Origin of the sequence: Komagataeibacter rhaeticus, from assembly GCF_011611525.1 — a bacterium.
GTDB classification, from domain to species: domain Bacteria; phylum Pseudomonadota; class Alphaproteobacteria; order Acetobacterales; family Acetobacteraceae; genus Komagataeibacter; species Komagataeibacter rhaeticus.
In genome coordinates this window covers 2,867,026-2,886,632 of sequence record NZ_CP050139.1, presented here as the reverse complement: position 1 = coordinate 2,886,632, position 19,607 = coordinate 2,867,026, and the positions used below count along the sequence as shown (strand labels likewise).

The following is a 19,607-nucleotide window of genomic DNA, read 5'->3' as shown; positions in this document are numbered from 1 at the left end:
CAAGGAAGATAGACCATGTCCATTAAGGTCAAGATTGTCAGTCCGGAGAAGGTCATGTTCTCGCATGACGCCGATATGGTCGTCATGCCGGGTACGGAAGGCGATATCGCGGCCATGCCGGACCACGCGCCGCTCATGCTGACGCTGCGTGGTGGTGTGGTCGATGTTTATGAAGGGGCGGCGGTAACGAACCGCTTCTTCGTGGCGGGCGGGTTTGCCGACATGGCGCCCACCCACTGCACCATCCTTGCCGACCGGGCGCTGCGGGTCGAGGACCTGTCGGTTGACGATGCGGAAGCACGGCTGGAAGGTCTGGAAAAATCTTATGAGGCGGCGGACAAGATGAACGTGCCCGCGCTGGATATCCTCATGGGCAAGATCCAGTCTGCCCGTGCCGAGATTGAAGCCGCACAGTCTGCCGTGCCGATCTCGTCCATCTGAAGCCCTGTGCTTCATGCCTGCGAAGGCATGGGGTCACAGGTGGCCGATAAGCAAAAAGCGCCCTGTCCGGGGCGCTTTTTCTTTTTTGTCGGTCTTGAAATCATAAGGGCGTTCCTGGTGAGGCCCTTTCCAAGAAGCTTCAGGAAATGCCGCCTTTATTGAAAAAGGGCGGCACCCATAAAATTTTACCGTTTTTGATCAAACTCTCAGCCGCGCCCCCGATAGCCGGGCACGTCCTGCGATGGGATCCATACGCCATCGGGCGGGGTGCCGGTCTGCCAGAACACGTCGATCGGCATACCGCCACGGGGGTACCAATAGGCCCCTATCCGCAGCCAGACCGGCCTGAGCAGGTCAACCAGTGTCAGCGCGATCTGCATCGAGCATTTTTCGTGAAACGCGCCATGATTGCGGAAGCTGGTCAGGAACAGCTTCAGCGACTTGCTTTCCACGATCCATTCATCCGGAATGTAGTCAATCACGATATGCGCGAAATCCGGCTGGCCGGTAACCGGGCAGAGCGATGTGAATTCCGGCGCGGTAAAGCGGACGACATAGTGCCGTCCGCGCTCGGGGGCGGGCACGCGTTCCAGTTCAGCCTCTTCCGGGCTGGCGGGCTGGGCGGTGTTCTGGCCAAGCTGGGTCAGCAGCCGGCTGCCATCATCGGGGGGGGACGGGTTGTTCATGAAGCGATCCATCGGCACGGGAATAGGGATGCATGGCTCATGCAGGATGGACGGGGCTGGCGTCAACGGAAATACAGGGGGGCGGCATGCGGTTTTCCCAGCTTTCGCAACAGGGGGCAGGCATGATAACTGCACGATATGGCACGTGTATCCCGACCCGAATTTCCCGCCCCTGTGCTGGTGACCACCACAGCGGAGCTTGAGGCTGTAACCGCGCGACTGCGCCGTGAGCCGTTTGTCACGATCGATACCGAATTCGTGCGTGAACGTACGTACTGGCCCGAACTCTGTCTGGTGCAGCTGGCGGGGGAAAATGATGTGGTGGTGATCGACACGACCGCGCCCGGTATCGACCTGTCCTCCCTGGGGGGGCTGCTGGATGACGCGGGCGTGATCAAGGTTTTTCATGCCGCGCGGCAGGACCTGGAAATTTTCCTGCACCTGTTTGACCGCCTGCCCGCGGCCCTGTTCGATACCCAGGTCGCGGCCATGGTGGCGGGCTATGGTGATCAGGTCGGTTATGACAATCTGGTCTGGTCGCTGCTGGGCGTGCAGATTGACAAGTCGCACCGTTTTTCCGACTGGTCGGTGCGTCCGCTTTCCGCGGCCCAGATCGGGTATGCGGCGGCGGATGTCACGTATCTGCGCCAGGTCTATGGCCAGCTGCTGGCCCAGCTGGAGAAGGAAGGCCGGCTGGACTGGGTTGCGGCCGAGCTGGATGTGCTCAACAACCCCGCCACCTTCCGTCCCGATCCGCTGACATTGTGGGAAAAGATGCGCCCGCGCACCAGCAACCGCCGCATGCTGGGCGTGCTGCGCGCCATCGTGGCCTGGCGGGAAGGCGAGGCCCAGCGCATCAATGTGCCCCGCCAGCGCCTGCTCAAGGATGAGAGCCTGATGGAAATCGCGGCGACCATGCCCGCCTCCATCGAGGCACTGGCCCGTGTCCGTGGCGTCTCGCGCGGTTTTGCCGAGGGGCGCAGTGGTCAGTCCCTGCTGGAAACCGTGGCCCAGGCCCTGACCATACCCGACGCCGACCTGCCGCGCCTGCCCAAGGGGCGGGCCAAGGACGCGCAGCGTCCCTCGCCCGCGCTGGTTGCCCTGCTCAAGGTGCTGCTGGCCGCCTGCTGCGAGACACATCGCGTGGCGCCCAAACTGGTGGCCTCATCGGAAGATCTGGACCGTTTCGCGCTGGATGACGCGGCGGATATTCCCGCATTCCAGGGCTGGCGCAACGAAGTGTTCGGCAAGCTGGCGCGCGAACTCAAGGCCGGGCGGCTGGTCATGGGGGTCGAAGGGGGCAAGGTCAGGCTGATCCACGCGTGATCCCGCGCCATGCCGGTGCGTTTTACCGGGGTTGCAAACAGGTTATGCGCAGAACTGTCCACAAGATTCTGTACATTGGGAGTTGAGCCGGACAGGCGATGCGCCTAATTTCCCCCCATTCCGCGTAAGGAGTGCTGAACGATGGCGATGGAATGGACCGAGGAGACGATCGCGCGCCTGCGTGATCTGTGGCAGCAGGGTCTGTCGACTGCCGAGATCGGCCGCCAACTGTCTGTTACCAAGAACGCGGTCGTGGGCAAGGCGCATCGCCTTGGCCTCAAGCCGCGTCCGTCGCCCATCCGCCGGGCGGCGCGGACCGTAACGCCAGCCCCCGGGGCCGAAGCCGCCGTGACGGCGCCCCCCGTCCAGCCCGCCCCGCCAAAGGCGGACGTGGCGCCTGCCCCGGCGGTTGCCCCGCCGCAGCCCGAACCGGCAGCACCCGTTGCCACAGCGGAGGCCCCCCGGCCCGATGTGACGGCAACTGAGCCGCCCGTGGCCGCCGCACGGCAGGAAGAAACACCCCCCGAACCGCGCGCCCCCCGTCCTTCGGCCCGTGCCACGCGGGCCGCCGCCGCCGCCCTGCGCCCGGTCAGCGAGCCGCGCCGCCGCAGCAGCCAGTCCTGCTGCTGGCCGCTGGGTGATCCCGGTACGCCGGGCTTCCACTTCTGTGGGGCGACCCCGCTGCCGGGCAAGCCGTATTGTGCCGAACATGCCCAGCTTGCCTATGTCAAACTGCGCGACCGGCGCGATAACGTGGCCTGACCCGCCGCCGCGCGTAACAGGCCATTGTCATTAAAAAACGCCAGGGCCTTGCGGCCACTGGCGTTTTTTTTCATCCGCCCGGCAGGCCGGGCGGACCGGATGTTCAGCCGGCGGCCGGACGGGGGGCGGCGGGCTGTGCCGCTGCGGGGGCGGCAGGCGCGGGGGCCGCAGGGGCCGCCGGGGTGGTGATCATTTCCAGCTGGCCGGTGACCTGGCCGCCATCTTCCACCTTCAGGCGACGGCACTTGGCCTTGCCCAGCAGGCGCCCGGTGGAGCGGATGGTCAGGCTGCCGCGCACCGTCAGCGTGCCATCGATGGTGCCGGCCAGTTCCGCGTCCTCAACCTCGACTTCGCCCTTGAACACGCCGCCCTGCGCGATCTGCAGTTCGGATGCGTTGATCAGCGAGGATTCAACCGTTCCTTCCACCACCAGGCGCTCGGCATCCTGAATGGTGCCCTGCACGCTGATGCCCCGGCCCACAACCAGTGTGCGGCGGTCATTTTCTTTCTTGGCCGCTGCTGCCGGGGCGGCGGGCGCGCCGGGGCGCGGGGCACCACCCGGAACGGGGGAAGGCGTGGGCGGGAAAGGGGGACGGGCCATGGATGCGTTTTCCTTGCTGGCAGGAATGGGGGAGGGGGAGGCGCCACCGGCGGCAGCCGGACGGCCCGGCTGCTGCGCGGGAGGCGGAGTGGGAGCAGGTGGCTGGGTTGCTGCTGGCTTGCGTCGTTTAAACAATATTACCCCGCTTGGTTATGCTGCATCGGAACACAGAATGCCCCGGACTGGAAGATACGCTTTCGGGCTGGTTGCAGGCCGCAGCCCCCTTCCATCGGTTATACTTGCCCCGATCCGGCGGACAAGGGCGTTGAGGGGAACGGCGGTGCATAAAAATATCATGCGTTGCGCCGCGTACCGGCCAATGATAGCGATGCGGCGCATCATGTAGGAACAAATGGGTTATTTCATGGCGTCCGGGCGCCATCCCTGCGTGAAAGATTGGGCAAGGAGCCAGGATATGGAAAATTCGGGGCAGACAGCGGAATGCCGTTTTGACCTGCTGGGCATGGGCAATGCGATTGTTGATGTCCTTGCGCCGGTGGCGGCCGGCTTCCCGCAGGATAATGGCATGGTGCCAGGCAGCATGACACTGATTGATGCCGCGCGTGCCCAGGCGCTGTATCACCAGGTGACGCGGGAAAAGGAAATGGGCGGGGGTTCGGCCGCCAATACCTGTGTCGTGGCATCCAACATGGGCGCGCGGGTGGCCTATCTGGGCAAGGTGGCCGATGACGCGCCGGGCCGTGCCTTTGCCGCCGACATGCAGGCGGCGGGCGTGTATTTTCCCTCCTCCCCGCTGCAGGGGGATGCCAGTGAACACAGCCCCACCGCGCGCTGCATCATTCTGGTAACCCCCGACGGGCAGCGTACCATGAACACCTATCTGGGGGCCTGCGTCACCTTCAGCCCGGCCGACGTGCTGGCTGATGTCGTGCGCGCGTCCAAGGTGCTGTACATGGAAGGCTACCTGTTCGACCCGCCGGAAGCGCAGGAAGCCTTCCGCACCGCCGCACGCATCGCGCATGAGGGGGGACGCAAGGTCGCCCTTTCCCTGTCCGACCGGTTCTGCGTGGACCGTCACCGCAAGGCGTTCCATGACCTTGTGCGCGGGCATGTCGATATCCTGTTCGCCAACGAGGACGAGATCTGCGCGCTGTACGAGACCGATGATTTCGAGGAAGCGGCCCGCCGCGTCTCTACCGAGACACATTTCGCCGTCCTGACCCGGTCCGAACGGGGCAGCGTGATCATACAGGACAGCAGGCGCATCGTGATCGACAGCGTGCGCACCCAGGTGGTGGATACCACCGGGGCGGGGGATGCCTATGCGGCCGGTTTCCTGGCGGGGTGGACATCGGACCGCACGCTGGCCGAATGCGGGCGGCTGGGCAGTGTTGCCGCATCGGAAGTGATTTCGCATTACGGCGCGCGCCCGCTCATGAACATGCGCCAGGACATGGATTTCTGATCCCGCGCGCATCCATCGTGCGGGTGTGACGGGCGTGCATGCGAAGTTTCGCGTGCAATCCCGGCCTTTCCCCGTTATCTACGCACCCAGCAGCCACCCATTCCGCCGCTGCACGCACGGGTATCGCCCGTAATGTGCCGCTGCGCCCCTTATGGCATCCGCCAAGGAAAGTCAGGTCAAGAGCAGTTATGGATATCCGCAATATCGCCATTATCGCACACGTCGATCATGGCAAGACCACATTGGTCGACCAGCTTCTCAAACAGTCCGGTTCCTTCCGTGACAACCAGCACGTTGCCGAACGCGCCATGGACAGCAATGACCTGGAGCGCGAGCGTGGCATCACCATCCTTGCCAAGTGTACGTCGGTTGTGTGGAAGGATACCCGCATCAACATCATCGACACCCCGGGCCATGCCGATTTCGGTGGTGAGGTCGAGCGTATCCTGAGCATGGTCGATGGCGCGGTTGTGCTGGTCGATTCCGCCGAAGGCGCCCTGCCGCAGACCAAGTTCGTGGTGGGCAAGGCGCTGGCGCGCGGCCTGAAGCCGATCGTGGTCGTGAACAAGATCGACCGTGGCGATGCCCGCCCCGATGAGGTGCATAACGAGATCTTCGACCTGTTCGCGGCCCTTGGCGCGAATGACGAGCAGCTTGACTTCCCGATGCTGTACGCCTCGGGTCGCCAGGGCTGGGCGGACCTGGAGATTGACGGGCCGCGCAAGGACCTCTCCCCGCTGTTCGACCTGATCCTGCGCCATGTGCCGCCGCCGAAGGTCAACAAGGACGCGCCGTTCGCGATGGTCGCCACCATCTTGGAGAACGACAACTTCCTTGGCCGCGTGCTGACCGGGCGCGTTGAGCAGGGCACGGCGAAAATGAACATGCCGGTGCATGTGCTGCGCCCCGATGGCTCGGTTGTGGAAACCGGGCGCCTGACCAAGCTGCTGTCCTTCCGTGGGCTGGACCGCGTGCCGGTCGAGGAAGTCGAGGCCGGTGACATCGTGGCCGTGGCCGGTCTGTCGGAAGCGACGATCCCCGAGACGATCGCAGCCCTTGAAGTCAGGGAACCGCTGCCCTCCACCCCGGTTGACCCGCCGACGCTGTCCATGACCTTCCGCCTCAATGACGGTCCGCTGGGTGGCCGTGAGGGCAAGAAGGTCACCTCGCGCCAGATCCGTGACCGTCTGTTCAAGGAAACCGAAGGCAACATCGCCATCCGCGTGTCCGAAAGCCCCGAGAGCGAGGCGTTCGAGGTGGCGGGCCGTGGTGAACTCCAGCTTGGCGTGCTGATCGAGCAGATGCGCCGCGAAGGCTTCGAACTGACCATCGGCCGCCCGCGCGTGCTGTTCCGCACGAATGAGGAAACCGGCGAGCGCGAGGAGCCGTTCGAGGAAGTCCTGATTGACGTGGACGAGCCGTATTCGGGCGTCGTGGTTGAAAAGATGGCGCTGCGCAAGGGCATCATGCAGGACATGCAGCCTTCGGGTGGCGGCAAGGTACGCCTGACGTTCCAGATCCCCTCACGCGGGCTGATCGGCTATCATGGTGAATTCCTGACCGATACGCGTGGCTCGGGCATCATGAACCGCCTGTTCTCGGGCTACCAGCCCTATGTCGGTCCGATCGCGGGGCGTCGCAATGGCTCGCTGATCTCGTCCGAAGATGGCGCGACCACGCAGTATTCGCTGTTCTCGCTGCAGGACCGTGGCACGCTGTTCGTCGATGCGGGCGAGAAGGTTTACGTGGGCATGATCATTGGCGAGCATTCGCGTGAGAATGATCTGGAAGTAAACCCGATCCGTGAAAAGAAGCTGACCAACATCCGTGCCGCCGGCAAGGACGAGGCCCTGCTGCTGATCCCGCCGCGCAAGATGAACCTGGAACAGGCCATCGCCTATATCGAGGATGATGAACTGGTTGAGGTCACGCCCTCTGCCGTGCGCATCCGCAAGCGCTACCTTGACCCGCACGAGCGCAAGAAGCGCGAACGTTCGGGCACGGTTGACTGATTCCCTGCCCTGAGGGAGGGGCTGCAATCTTTAGTAATGTTTCAGTTCTTGAGATTGTGGTCCCCTTGCGGCAAGTAGATGATGCTTTCCATAAATTTAGAAATTTTAATTCGAGACGACCCTCCTGCGGCATGTTACAGCATGGGGGTCGGTTCGGGTCTGGCGATTCGCCCCCTGATAGACATATTGGGATGAGAAGTCCCGGTCTGTGGAGTATTTTTATATGATCGTTTCCCCCCGTCGTTTTCTCGCAGCCATGTCCGCTGTTGCCGTCATGGGCGTTGCCGCCCCCGTCATGGCGCAGACGGCTGAACCCACCACCCCGGCCGTTTCCGCTCCGGAACATGCGCCTGACGCCGCTGCCGGCGCCGATGCCGCCGAAGCCGGTGCGAAGAAGCACCACAGCGGCAGCCACCACCACGGTGGCCGTCATCACGGTGCGAAGAAGGACGCCGCAACGACTGAAGCGCCTGCCGCTCCGGCCGCGCAGTAATCATTGCCGTGTCGTGACCGGCCCCCTGTGGGGGCCGGTTATGGCCGCCAGTAAAAAAGCCCGGTTCGTGCCGGGCTTTTTTATTATGGGCCGCCCCCTTCGGGGGCTGGGGCGTCAGCGCCCGGCATAGCGGTCCAGTGACAGGTCCAGGCAGGGAATTTCGGTGCGCCTGTTGCTTATCCGGTCCGCCAGGACGCGGCCTGACCCGCAGGCCATGGTCCAGCCCAGCGTGCCATGCCCGGTATTGAGCCACAGGTTGGAAAACCGCCCCGTCGGCCCGATGACCGGCGTGCCGTCGGGCGTGCTCGGGCGCAGCCCGGTCCAGTACGCGGCCTGAGACAGGTCGCCGCTGCCGCCAAACAGTTCGGAAAATGACATTTCCAGCAGTTCCCGCCGGTCGCGGCTCAGGCGCAGGTTGTAGCCGGTCAGTTCCGCCGTGCCGCCAATGCGGATACGATCCCCCAGCCGGGTGACGGACACCTTGTATGTCGCGTCATTGACGGTGGAAAGCGGGGCACACGCGGCATCGGTGACCGGCAGCGTCAGGGAATAGCCCTTGGTGGGATAGACCGGCAGCGCAAGCCCCAGCGGCCGCAGCAGCAGCGGCGAATAGCTGCCCATGGACACGACATAGGCATCGGCCGTCAGCCGCCCCCGCGATGTGCGCACACCCAGGATTTCGGTGGCGGCGGCATCAAGGGCTTCGACTGCTGTCTCGTAATGGAAGGTGACGCCCAGTTCCTCTTCCGCCTTCTGGGCCAGGCGCTGGGTGAACATGTGACAGTCCCCCGACTCGTCACCGGGCAGGCGCAGGCCGCCGCTGAACAGATGCCGCTTTGCCGCAAGGCCGGGTTCGTGCCGGGCAATGTCATTGCGGTCCAGCAGTTCATGGGCAATGCCTGCCTGATCCAGCAGCGCCATGTCACGGCTGGCGGCATCAAGCTGCGCCTGCGTGCGGAACAGCTGGATCAGGCCGCGCTGTTCATCATCATAGGTGATGCCCGTCTCCCGGCGCAGCGTATCAAGGCAGTCGCGGCTGTACTGCGCGATGCGCAGCATGCGGGACTTGTTGATCCCGTAATCATGCGCGTTGCAGTTGGCCAGCAGCTGCCCGATCCAGCGCAGCATGGCGAAGTCGAGGCGCGGGCGGATGGTGATGGGCGCGTGGCGGCCGGTCATCCACCGCAGCACCTTGAACGGCAGCGCGGGCTCGGCCCATGGCGCGGAAAACCCCGGCGAGATCTGGCCCGCATTGGCAAAGGACGTTTCAAACGCCGCGGCGGGCTGGCGGTCCACGACCGTGACCTCGTGGCCTTCCTTTGCCAGGTACCATGCGGCGGTCACCCCCACCACGCCCGCGCCCAGAACGATAACCTTCACAGTTTCATCCTTACTTCCGTCATCAACACTCCGGGGGATGCGCCATGTGGCCGCAATGGTCAACCACCCGTGTTATGACAGAAGCGGGGCCGGTCCTCAGGCGCCGGGCATGCCCTTGCTGGTTGAATATTCAAAATGCAGCGCGGTATCGGGGTGCACGATGGGGTGGATGGCGTGCGCGGCCATCGCCCCCTCGGTAAAGCCCTGCAGGATCAGCTTGAGCTTGCCTGGATAGGCCGCGACATCACCCACGGCGAAGATGCCGGGCAGGCTGCTTTCGCAGCTTGAGGGCGTGACGGGAATGGTGCCGCGCACCGTGTCCAGCCCCCATTGCGCGATGGGGCCAAGATCGGTCGCCAGCCCGAAAAAGGGCAGCAGGTGGTCACAGGCGACATGGCGCACCGTGCCATCCAGTGTAGCCAGATCCACGCCGGCAAGCTGCCCGTCCGTACCCTGCAGCCCATGCAGCTGGTAGCCGATGATCTTCTCGATCTCGCCCGCCGCCACGGCCTCGTCAAGCTGGCGCAGGCTTTCGGGGGCGGCGCGGAAGCGGTCGCGCCGGTGCACCAGCCTGACGCTGCGTGCGACCGTACGCAGGGACAGCGCCCAGTCCACCGCCGAGTCGCCGCCACCGGCGATCAGCACGTCACGATCCGCGAAGTCGGCGCGGCGGCGGACGAAATACTGCACGCCCCCGCTGCGCTCGAACGCTTCCAGCCCCTCCAGCGGGGGGCGGTTGGGGCCGAATGCGCCCGCGCCCGCCGCGATGATGACCGCATGTGCGTGGATGATGTCCCCCGCGCTGGTGCCCAGGCGGAAATGGCCGCGCGTGCCCTCCAGCGTCTGCACCCGGCGGCCCAGCAGGCGGGGCACGTCAAAGGGGGCGATCTGGCGGTCGAGTGCGTCGATCAGGGCGCCGCCTTCAATGGCGGGGTGGGCGGGAATGTCATAGATCGGCTTTTCGGGGTACAGCGCCGTGCACTGGCCGCCAATGGCATCGAGTGCGTCGATCAGGACGCAGCGCAGCTTGAGCATGCCGCATTCAAACGCGGCAAACAGCCCGGCGGGGCCTGCGCCGATAATGGCAACGTCCACGCTGTGGGTGGGGGAAAGGGTGGTCATGTCCGGCTCTGTCATCCTGCGATCCATCGGGTCAAAGGCACCTGTCAGCTGCGGTTTTGCGTTTTTGCCGCCAATGGCGCAACCCCCGGCGCATCCTTCGGCATGTCCTGCCGCATGCCCCCTTGTGCGGGGCTGTGGGGCAGGGGCACAATCAGCCCATGCAAGACAGTTCCCCAACGGCCGGTGGCGGCAGGACCATACGGGACATTCCCCTGCCCGATACACAGGCGACCCAGGCGCTGGGCCACGCGCTTGCCCCCCTGCTGCGCGCGGGGGATGCCGTACTGCTGGAAGGCGACCTTGGCGCGGGCAAGACCACCCTAGCGCGTGCCCTGCTGCGTGCGCTGTGCGGCAGTCCGGACATGGAAGTGCCAAGCCCGTCCTATACACTGGTGCAGGTCTATGACGCGCCGCTGGCCGCGGTCGCGCATTTCGACCTGTGGCGGCTTGACGGGCCGGATGCCCTGCATGAACTGGGCTGGGATGATGCGTGCGAGGGCATTGTCCTGGTGGAATGGCCAGACCGCCTTGGCACGCTTGCCCCCCCGGATGCGTTGCATGTCCGCCTGCTGCATACGGCGGATGGCGGGCGGGTGGCCCGGCTGGAGGGCTGGGGCGCGCGGCTGGCGCAGGCAGGTGATATGGGGATGGGAGAACGGTCATGAGCGTGGACATGCCGCGTGTTGCCATGGTTTTCGCGGCGGGGCTGGGGCGGCGCATGCGGCCACTGAGCGAACGGATGCCCAAGCCGTTGCTGGAGGTGGCGGGGCAGCCGATCCTGGATCATGTGCTGGACCGGCTGGAGGCGGCGGGCGTGCCCGAAGTGGTGGTCAACGCCCACTGGCAGCCCGGGGCCATTCACGCAGCCCTCGCCACGCGCGCTGCGGCCGGGCGCGGGCCACATACCACCGAACAGGTTGAGGACAGCCTGCTGGAAACGGGGGGCAGTGCCGCCGCCGCCCTGCGGGCGGGAAGGCTGGGGTCGGGGCCGTTCTTCCTGCTCAATGGCGATGGCATGTGGCTCAACGGTCCGGTAGCGGCCCTGCGGCGGCTGGCGGCCGCCTTTGATCCCGCCCGCATGGACGCCATGCTGCTGCTGGGCGCCATGACCCGGGCCGTGGGGGAAGTGGGGCGTGGGGACTTTGCCATTGACGCGCATGGCAGGCCGCGCCGCCCGCGCGCGGGGGAGGTCACGCCCTATGTCTTTACCGGGGTGCAGATCGTCTCGCCTGCCCTGTTCGATGGCGCGCCGCAGGGCGCGTTCAGCATGAACCTGCTGTGGGACCGGGCCATGGCGGCGGGCCGGCTGGGGGTGATCGTGCATGATTCGCTGTGGTTCCACCTGTCGCGCCCGGCCGACATCACGGCCGCCGAGCAGGTGCTGCATTCCGCCCTCAACCCGGACCGGGACAATGATATATGACTGAAAGCCGGGGGGCACCCTGCCTGCGTGGCCGCGTTGCCGTCGTGCCGCCGCATGTACCCTTTGTGGACCAGATTGCCGCGCGCTGGCTGGATCAGGCGGGGCATGACCCGCGGGAATGTGGCACCGGCCTGATCCTGCTGCCCAGCCGCCGCGCCGCCCGCGCCCTGACCGAGGCGTTCATGCGCCAGGTCGATGGCCGCCCGCTGCTGCTGCCCCGTATCGCCCCCATTGCCGCGCTGGATGAGGCATCGCTTGCGCTGTCAGGCCAGAACGCGCTTGACCTGCCGCCCGCGGTGGACCCGGTGCGGCGGCTGGCAACGCTGAGCCTGCTGGTCATGCAGGCGGGAAAGGCGTTTGGCGATGTGCAGGGCGTGGACCAGGCCTGGCCGCTGGCGCGCGCGCTGGCGGACCTGATGGATGAGGCGGAATGGGCGGAATGTGACCTGCGCACGCGCCTGCCGCATGCGGCGGAAGGGGATTTTGCCCAGCACTGGCACCAGACACTGCGCTTCCTGTCCATCGTGACCAGCGTGTGGCCCGCATGGCTGGCAGAACAGGGGGTGATGAACCCTGTGGCCCGGCAGACCGCCCTGCTGCACGCACAGGCCGCGCGCTGGGAACGCGAGCCGCCCGCGCCCGGTACCCCCATATGGGCCGTAGGCTTTGCCGATGCCGTGCCTTCGACCATCGCCATGCTGCGCGCCGTGCTGTCCGTGCCCGACGGGCTGCTGGTGCTGCCCGGTGTGGACACGACATGCGCGCAGGCGGTGTGGGAACACCTGCCTCCTGACCATCCCCAGGCCGGTACGGCCCGCATGCTGGCCGAACTGGGGATTGCGCGTGATGGCATGGAACAGTGGGACAGCCTGCCACCGGGCAGTACCGCCACCAGCCCGGCCGCGCGGGCGGGGCTGCTGGCGCGCGCGCTGCTGCCTGCCCATGCGCTGGAACAGTGGCGCGCGCCCGATGCGCCGGTGGCGGCCGATGGCCTGTCGGTGCTGCGCAGCGCCGACCAGCAGGAGGAAGCCGCCGCCATCGCCATGGTCCTGCGTCAGGTGCTGGAGCAGCCCGGCAGGCGCGCGGCCCTCGTCACGCCCGACCGGGCGCTGGCCGGGCGGGTGGCGACGGAACTGGTGCGCTGGGGCGTCATTGCCGATGACAGCGCGGGGGAAAGCCTGCTCACCATACCGCAGACCGCGTTCCTGCGCCTGATCGTGCAGGCGGTGGATGGCGGGCTTTCGCCCGTGGCGCTGCTTTCCGTCATCAAGCACCCGCTGGCGGCGTGTGGTCTTTCACCGGGCAACTGCCGCGCCAGCGCCCGCCAGCTTGAACGGCTGGTCCTGCGCGGCCCGGCCCCACCCCCCGGTATTGCGGGGCTGCGGCGCGCGCTGGCGCGGGCGGCGGATGATCCCCATGGCGCGCTGGCCGATGCCCCCGACGCACCGGAGGAAATCAACGCCTTCCTGAACCGGCTGGAAGCGGCCTTCGGCCCGCTGCTGGCCCTGCCGGTCAGCACGCCGGTGCCGGTTCCCACCCTGCTGGCCGCCCTGATCGAGGTTGCGCAGGACCTGGCCACGACCGGCAGCGCCGATGGCGCCGAACGCCTGTGGGCAGGCGAGGAAGGCAACGCGCTGGGCCAGCACATGAGCGCGATGCTGGCCTGGTGCGATGTGCTGCCCGATGCCCGTCTGGGCACGCTGGACGGGCTGCTGGCGTCCTCGCTCGCGGGTATGACCGTGCAGGGGCGGCGCGCCGTGCGCGGGCGGGCGGGGGCGGTGCACCCGCGTGTGTTCATATGGGGCCTGCTGGAAGCACGGCTGCAGACGGCGGATACCATCGTGCTGGGGGGACTGGTGGAAACCGTGTGGCCACCCGCCACCGATCCGGGCCCATGGATGAGCCGCCCCATGCGCACCCGTGTGGGCCTGCCCGCGCCGGAATGGGTGATCGGTCAGGCCGCGCATGATTTCGTCTCCTGCGCCTGCGCCGCCCCACGGGTCGTGCTGTCGGTAGCCGGCCGGCGGCAGGGCGCGCCCACGGTGCCCGCGCGCTGGCTGGTGCGGCTGGATGCCTATCTGGCGGGGCATGGCCACGGCCTGCCCGCGCACCCCGCCCTGCGCTGGCTGGAGGGGCTGGACCGGCCCGCGGGCGTGCCCATGCCGGTTGCCCCCCCGCGGCCGCGCCCGGCGGTGGGCCTGCGCCCGCGCAGCCTGTCGGTGACCGAGATCGAGACATGGATGCGCGACCCCTATGCCATCTATGCCCGCCGCATACTGAAGCTGAACCGGCTGGCGGATCTGGAGGAACTGGCCGATGCCGCCGATTACGGCCAGATCGTGCATGCGGCCCTGGACAGGTGGTTCCGCGCCCATCCCGCCGACTGGCCGGCCGATGGCGCGGTACGGATGCAGGCTGTCTTTGCCGATGTACTGCGTGAGGCGGGCCTGCGCCCCGCGCTGGCGGCGTGGTGGGCGCCCCGGCTGGAGCGTATTGCCACATGGTGCGCCCGGACCGAACAGGCCCGCCGCGCCACCGGCGCCCCCTGCACGGTGCTGACGGAGCAGGGTGGGACCATGCGGCTGGACGACCTGCCCGGTGGCGCGTTCACCCTGCGCGGGCGGGCCGACCGGATCGACCTGCACGGGGATGGCGCGCTGAGCCTGTTCGATTACAAGACCGGCACCCTGCCCGCCCGGCGCAGCGTGATCGAGGGCTGGCAGTCCCAGCTGGTGCTGGAGGCGGCGATGATCGAGAGCGGTGGCTTCCCGCCCCCCGTGGCGGGCAGGGTAGCGGAACTGGTGTACTGGCGGCTGACCGGTGGCCATGTTCCGGCACAGGTGCTGGATGTCGCGCGCGGCACGGAACTGAGTGACCTGATCGCGCACTGCCGGCAGGGGCTGCATGATCTGGTCGCGGCCTATGACAGCCCGGAACAGCCCTATCTGTCCCATCCCTGGCCCGGTGAGGAACCGCGTTTCGCCGATTATGCCCATCTGGCCCGGGTGGCGGAATGGAGTGCCGCGCGTGAGGAGACGGCAGGATGAACCGCCCCGTCACGAAGGGGGAAGGCAGGGCGGACGCCATCGGCCTTGCCAATCGCAGCCAGGCGCAGGCGTCGGACCCGCAGGCGTCGGTTTTTGTCTCGGCCTCGGCGGGCAGTGGCAAGACCAAGCTTCTGGTCGACCGGCTGCTGCGCCTCATGCTGCCGCGCGACGTGCCGGACCGGGACGGGGTGATGACCCGCGTGCCCGGCAGCGACCCCGCGCGCATCCTGTGCCTGACCTTTACCAAGGCGGCGGCGGCGGAAATGTCGATCCGCCTGCAGAACCGGCTGGGCCAGTGGGTCATGCTGCCCGATGCGGATCTGGACCGGGAGCTTGCGCGCCTGTCCGTACCCACCGGGGTGGAGACCCGCCGCGTGGCGCGTGAACTGTTTGCCCGCGTGCTGGACCTGCCCGGCGGCATGCGCATCGGTACCATCCATGCCTTCTGTCAGTCGCTGCTGCGGCGTTTCCCCATCGAGGCCGCGATCAGCCCGCATTTCACCCTGATCGAGGAAACCGATGCCCGTCTGGCCCAGCGCGCGGCGGTGGAGGATGTGGTGGGGCAGGGTGGCCCGGCCGTGTCCACGCTGGCGGCCCAGATCGGGGTGGGGGAGTTCACCACCCTGATCGGCCGCCTGCAGGCCCAGTCGCGCCGCATCCTGCCCGTGGCGCGGCGCTGGCAGGCCGATCCCGCCACGGTGGAAGCGGCACTCATGCACCTGCTGGGCATCAGTGGCCGCAGCGCGGAGGATGTGCTGTGCAGGGCCTGCGCCACGATTCCCGATGAGGACGCCCTGCGGGACGGCCTGCGGTTCGTGGCGCGGAACGGTTCCCCCACGGTGCGGGCACTGGCCGAAACCATGCTGGCATGGCTGGGGCAGGATACGGCAGCCCGTGCGGCAGACTGGCCCACATGGCGTGGCAGCCTGCTGACGCAGAAGGGTGAGCCCCGCCAGCGGGGTGGCCTGAACATCAAGCTGGCAGCCGAGTGTTCTGGCCTTGTTGGCCAGCTTGGGGCGGAAGCCGCGCGGGTGATCGGCATCGACCGGCAGTTGCGTGCCATCACGGTGTTCGAACTGACCTGCGCCCTGCTGTCCGTGGCCCAGCCGGTGCTGGAACGCTATGCCACGCGCAAGAGCGCGCAGGGCATGGTCGATTATGACGACCTGATCGACCGCACGCTCCAGCTTCTTGATGATCCGGGTGCGGCATGGGTGCTGTACAAGCTTGATGGCGGCATTGACCACCTGCTGCTGGACGAGGTGCAGGATACCTCGCCCGACCAGTGGGCCATTGCCGGTGGCCTGACCGCCGAATTCTTCGCGGGCGAAGGCACGCATGATGATGAAGGCTGCCCGCGCACCATCTTCGCGGTGGGGGATTACAAGCAGTCGATCTATTCCTTCCAGGGGGCCGATCCGGAGGCTTTCCGCGCCTGGCGGCAGCGCTTCCGCAGGCGCGCGGGGGCCGCGCAGGCGCTGTGGCGTGAACCGGCGCTGACCGTTTCCTTCCGTTCCACAGCACCCGTGCTGAAGCTGGTGGACAGCGTATTCGCCAATCCCGCCGCCGCCCGTGGCGTGGTGGAGCCGGAAGGCGGAATTCCCGCCCATGTCACTGCCCGGCCGGGGCAGGGCGGACGTGTGGAGATATGGCCCCCCGTGCCGGTGGAAGCCAGCGGGATGGATGTCAGCCCATGGATGGCGCCGCGCCATAATGCGGGCCAGTCCACCGCCCAGCAGCGTCTGGCCGACACGCTGGCGGGCTGGATCGCGGCACAGCTGCGCAAGGCCCCCGCACCGGGGGAGGCGGCACTTGCGCCCGGTGACGTGCTGATCCTTGTCCCCCGCCGGTCCGCCTTTGCCCGCGCGCTGATCCGCGCGCTGAAAACCCACGACGTGCCGGTGGCCACCCTGGTGCGCACCGTGCTGACCGACCAGCTTGCGGTGCGTGACCTCATGGCGCTGTGCGCGGCCCTGCTGCTGCCGCAGGATGACCTGACGCTGGCCTGTGTCCTGACATCCCCCATTGGCGGCCTGGATGACGATTCGCTCATGCCGCTCGCCACCGGGCGCAATGGCCAGCCACTGTGGGCGGTGCTGCGCGCGCGGCATGCCGAACGGCCTGACTGGGCTGCCGCGTGGCATATCCTCAATACCCTGTTCCGGCAGGTGGACTACGCCACCCCCTACCAGCTGCTGGCCGAAGCGCTTGGCCCGCTGGGGGGGCGTGCGCGCCTGCTGGCACGCCTGGGGCCGGAGGCGGTGGAACCGGTTGACGAACTGCTCTCCGCCGCCCTGCGCTTTGAGGAAGCGCATGCCATTTCCCTGCAGGGGTTCCTGCACTGGCTCAACGCATCGGATGAGACCGTGCGCCACGAGCCTGATGCCTCCGCCAACATGGTGCGTGTCATGACCGCGCATGGGGCCAAGGGGTTGCAGGCGCGGCTTGTCATCCTGCCCGACACCATTGCCACCCCGCGTTCCGACACCAATATCCTGTGGGCAGCCGACGACGTGACGGGTCTGGACATACCGGTCTGGGTACCCCGGCGCGAACTGGCCACGGATGTGACGGCGGGCCTGCAGGAACAGATCCGCCTGAATGCGGCGGAGGAATATAACCGCCTGCTCTATGTCGCCCTGACCCGGGCCAGCGACCGGCTGGTGATATGCGGATGGGAACCCGGAAGGGGCGTACCCGATGGCTGCTGGTACGACCTGTGCCGGCAGGGTTTCGAGAGTGCGGGGGCAACCGCGCAGCCCTTTGATCTGGGCTGGGAGGGGGAAACCCTGGTTCTGGAGGAAGCGCGCGTGTCTTCCCTCCCCGCTGCCCCATCCCCCTGTGCCGACCATGCGCCTGACAGGCCTGTCCCCTTGCCGGACTGGATGGGTCATGCCCCGCTCTGGCGGCCTGTCATGCCGGTTGCGGAAGGCCCGCTGGCCCGCCCGCTGGCCCCCAGTCGGCCCGATGACGTGGCCCTTGGCCCGCAGCCCGCCGTGCGCTCGCCGCTTGCAGCCGCCAGCACCGTACGCGCCCGGGCGGACAGGGAGGCCAGTCGTGCGCGCGCGTTGCAGCGTGGGCAGCTGGTCCATGCCCTGCTGCAGTACCTGCCCGACTGTCCCGTATCCCGGCGGGCGGAACTGGCCGATGCGTGGCTGGCCCGCCCGGCGGCAGGACTTGCGCCCGCGCAGCGGGGTGAACTGGTGGCGCAGGTGCTGGCGGTGATGGACCAGCCGGCGCTTGCCGCCCTGTTTGCCCCCGGCAGCCGCGCGGAGCAGCCGCTTGCGGGTGTTGTCGGCCAGCAGGTGATTGTGGGGCAGGTGGACCGCATGGCGGTGGATGCCGGTACGGTTACCGTGTGTGATTTCAAGACGAACCGCCACCCCCCCCAAAGCATTGACAGGACGCCGGTGCTGTACCTGCGGCAGATGGCGGCCTACCGGGCGCTGCTGCGCGGGGTCTATCCGGGCAGGCAGGTCGTGTGCGCGCTGGTCTGGACGGAGGGCGTGCGGGTTGACATCCTGCCCGCTACGCTGCTGGACAGGTATGCACCCGACATGAAGGATGCCATGCAGGCTTGACCCCACGCCCCGGCATGGCCATGTCAGCACGACACGGGCGGTCACCCCACCGCCAGAGAGGAGTTTTCAAGTGATGAGCGAAAATACGATTGCTGTCAGCGATGACCAGTTCAAGTCCCTGGTGCTGGACTCCAAGGAGCCGGTACTGGTTGATTTCTGGGCGGAATGGTGCGGCCCGTGCAAGATGATCGCCCCGGCGCTGGATGAAATTGGCGCGGAGTTCAAGGGCAGGATGACCGTGGCCAAGGTCAATATTGACGATAACCTGCGCGCCCCTAACGAATACGCCGTGCAGAGCATTCCCACGCTGATCCTCTTCCGCGATGGCAAGCCGGTGGCCAAGCAGTCGGGTGCCGTGCCCAAGAGCCAGCTCAAGGCATGGGTTCAGGCCAACCTGGGCTGATAAGTTACGGCGCGGTGGTGGCCCGTCAGCGCGCGCGGGCCACATCCGTCCATGTTGTGGGGGTCGCCCCCGCATGGGCAAGCCCCGAACGGAAACCGGGGGCGCATAGCGTGCGCAGCTCGGCTTCGTGCTCGTATGTGGGCATGAGCCGCTGCAGGAGTTTGTTCTTGGCCGTGGCCGGGTGGAAGTAGATTTCCGACAGGCCATCGGGCAGGTGGGCAGCCAGTGCGGAGACGCGCTCGGTCGTCATATGCCCGCTCCATGCCAGCCCGAAGCACCAGTCATTGGTGACAAGCCCCGCCTTGTGCGCCTGGTGGCGCAGCAGGCCGGTCCAGCGCCGCAGCGCGGCATCACCCAGCGTATCGGCATAGGTGCCCGCCGCATAGAGCGGCTGGGGCGGTTCCAGCGGCACACGGATCGCGCGCAGGCCGTGGCGCAGCCCGCTTTCAATCATGTACCGTCCCACGGTGGGGTGCAGGTGCATGTGCTTGTGCGCGTTGGCATGGTCCAGTGCCAGCCCGGTTGCGGTGAAGGCCCGGAACTGGGCCTCGATTTCGGCGGCCAGTTCCCGGCGCACGGCGGGGCGGAAGAAATACTCCACGCCCAGCTTCAGCTGGTCGGAGGGGAACTGCCCGTCCTGTGGCACCAGAAGCGGGATATCGGCTGGCGGCAGGGTGGCCGGCCCTTCGATCGCAACCAGATGCAGCCCCACCCGCAGGTCCGGCAGTTTTTTTGCCCGGCGCACGGCATCGGTGGCGGCGGGGCCAGATACCATCAGGCTCGCGGTTGACAGCAATCCGTCCCGATGCGCGATCTCGATCGCCTCGTTCACTTCTTCGGACAGGCCGAAATCATCGGCGGATATGATGACACGCTTCATGATAGAAAACCGGGTGGCATGAAA

At 67.1% G+C, this 19,607-nt stretch carries 16 protein-coding genes; 11 read left to right on the top strand and 5 right to left on the bottom strand.

The window, feature by feature from the left end; genetic code table 11:
• Positions 1-15 precede the first annotated feature (15 nt).
• Positions 16-441, top strand: a complete 426-nt coding sequence (gene atpC / locus GWK63_RS13140) for an ATP synthase F1 subunit epsilon (protein ID WP_007397651.1) — start codon at positions 16-18, stop codon at positions 439-441.
• A gap of 206 nt (positions 442-647) precedes the next feature.
• Here the strand turns inward: atpC and queF are convergent, their stop codons facing one another.
• A complete protein-coding gene (gene queF / locus GWK63_RS13135; protein WP_039998655.1) occupies positions 648-1,127 on the bottom strand; it encodes a preQ(1) synthase in 480 nt (159 codons plus the stop codon).
• A 138-nt stretch (positions 1,128-1,265) separates the two neighbouring features.
• On the opposite strand from queF, the gene rnd reads away from it, so the two are divergent.
• Both rnd and GWK63_RS13125 read left to right on the top strand, forming a co-directional pair.
• Positions 1,266-2,453 (top strand): ribonuclease D, encoded by a 1,188-nt coding sequence (gene rnd, locus GWK63_RS13130; RefSeq protein WP_007397655.1) that lies wholly within the window; start codon positions 1,266-1,268, stop codon positions 2,451-2,453.
• A gap of 147 nt (positions 2,454-2,600) precedes the next feature.
• Positions 2,601-3,215, top strand: a complete 615-nt coding sequence (locus tag GWK63_RS13125; protein WP_396415492.1) for a GcrA family cell cycle regulator — start codon at positions 2,601-2,603, stop codon at positions 3,213-3,215.
• Positions 3,216-3,318: 103 nt separating this feature from the next.
• Here the strand turns inward: GWK63_RS13125 and GWK63_RS13120 are convergent, their stop codons facing one another.
• Positions 3,319-3,816: a bactofilin family protein gene (locus tag GWK63_RS13120; protein WP_007397656.1), complete on the bottom strand. Its 498-nt coding sequence runs from the start codon at positions 3,814-3,816 to the stop codon at positions 3,319-3,321.
• 415 nt (positions 3,817-4,231) lie between these two features.
• Here GWK63_RS13120 and GWK63_RS13115 point away from each other — a divergent pair, with 415 nt between their 5' ends.
• From GWK63_RS13115 to GWK63_RS13105, 3 genes are all read left to right on the top strand, one after another.
• Positions 4,232-5,242, top strand: a complete 1,011-nt coding sequence (locus GWK63_RS13115) for an adenosine kinase (protein WP_034929645.1) — start codon at positions 4,232-4,234, stop codon at positions 5,240-5,242.
• 188 nt (positions 5,243-5,430) lie between these two features.
• On the top strand, positions 5,431-7,254 hold the full coding sequence (typA, locus tag GWK63_RS13110; protein ID WP_007397659.1) for a translational GTPase TypA: 1,824 nt from the start codon (positions 5,431-5,433) through the stop codon (positions 7,252-7,254).
• A gap of 223 nt (positions 7,255-7,477) precedes the next feature.
• Positions 7,478-7,747 carry a hypothetical protein gene (locus tag GWK63_RS13105; protein WP_034929648.1) on the top strand — a complete coding sequence of 90 codons (270 nt, stop codon included), beginning with the start codon at positions 7,478-7,480 and terminating at the stop codon, positions 7,745-7,747.
• Positions 7,748-7,861: 114 nt separating this feature from the next.
• Here GWK63_RS13105 and GWK63_RS13100 read toward each other — a convergent pair whose 3' ends face one another.
• Positions 7,862-9,127 carry a D-amino acid dehydrogenase gene (locus GWK63_RS13100; RefSeq protein ID WP_039998691.1) on the bottom strand — a complete coding sequence of 422 codons (1,266 nt, stop codon included), beginning with the start codon at positions 9,125-9,127 and terminating at the stop codon, positions 7,862-7,864.
• A gap of 96 nt (positions 9,128-9,223) precedes the next feature.
• Positions 9,224-10,249 (bottom strand): NAD(P)/FAD-dependent oxidoreductase, encoded by a 1,026-nt coding sequence (locus tag GWK63_RS13095; protein WP_039998657.1) that lies wholly within the window; start codon positions 10,247-10,249, stop codon positions 9,224-9,226.
• 158 nt (positions 10,250-10,407) lie between these two features.
• Between GWK63_RS13095 and tsaE the strand changes: the two genes are divergently transcribed.
• The 5 genes from tsaE (at position 10,408) to trxA (ending at position 18,703) form a co-directional block, all read left to right on the top strand.
• Complete coding sequence (gene tsaE, locus GWK63_RS13090) at positions 10,408-10,914, top strand: tRNA (adenosine(37)-N6)-threonylcarbamoyltransferase complex ATPase subunit type 1 TsaE (protein ID WP_007397665.1); 507 nt, start codon at positions 10,408-10,410, stop codon at positions 10,912-10,914.
• A complete protein-coding gene (locus GWK63_RS13085; RefSeq protein WP_039998658.1) occupies positions 10,911-11,672 on the top strand; it encodes a nucleotidyltransferase family protein in 762 nt (253 codons plus the stop codon). The genes tsaE and GWK63_RS13085 overlap by 4 nt, the downstream gene beginning before the upstream one ends.
• Positions 11,669-14,719, top strand: a complete 3,051-nt coding sequence (gene addB / locus GWK63_RS13080; protein ID WP_007397667.1) for a double-strand break repair protein AddB — start codon at positions 11,669-11,671, stop codon at positions 14,717-14,719. Before GWK63_RS13085 ends, addB begins: the two co-directional genes overlap by 4 nt.
• Positions 14,716-18,300 (top strand): double-strand break repair helicase AddA, encoded by a 3,585-nt coding sequence (addA, locus tag GWK63_RS13075; RefSeq protein WP_007397668.1) that lies wholly within the window; start codon positions 14,716-14,718, stop codon positions 18,298-18,300. The genes addB and addA overlap by 4 nt, the downstream gene beginning before the upstream one ends.
• A 73-nt stretch (positions 18,301-18,373) precedes the next feature.
• The gene (trxA, locus tag GWK63_RS13070) at positions 18,374-18,703 is read left to right on the top strand and encodes a thioredoxin (protein ID WP_034929608.1); all 330 of its coding nucleotides are present in this window, start codon (positions 18,374-18,376) and stop codon (positions 18,701-18,703) included.
• A 25-nt stretch (positions 18,704-18,728) separates the two neighbouring features.
• Here trxA and hpnK read toward each other — a convergent pair whose 3' ends face one another.
• Positions 18,729-19,583 carry a hopanoid biosynthesis-associated protein HpnK gene (gene hpnK / locus GWK63_RS13065; protein ID WP_034929657.1) on the bottom strand — a complete coding sequence of 285 codons (855 nt, stop codon included), beginning with the start codon at positions 19,581-19,583 and terminating at the stop codon, positions 18,729-18,731.
• Between the last annotated feature and the right edge of the window lie 24 nt (positions 19,584-19,607).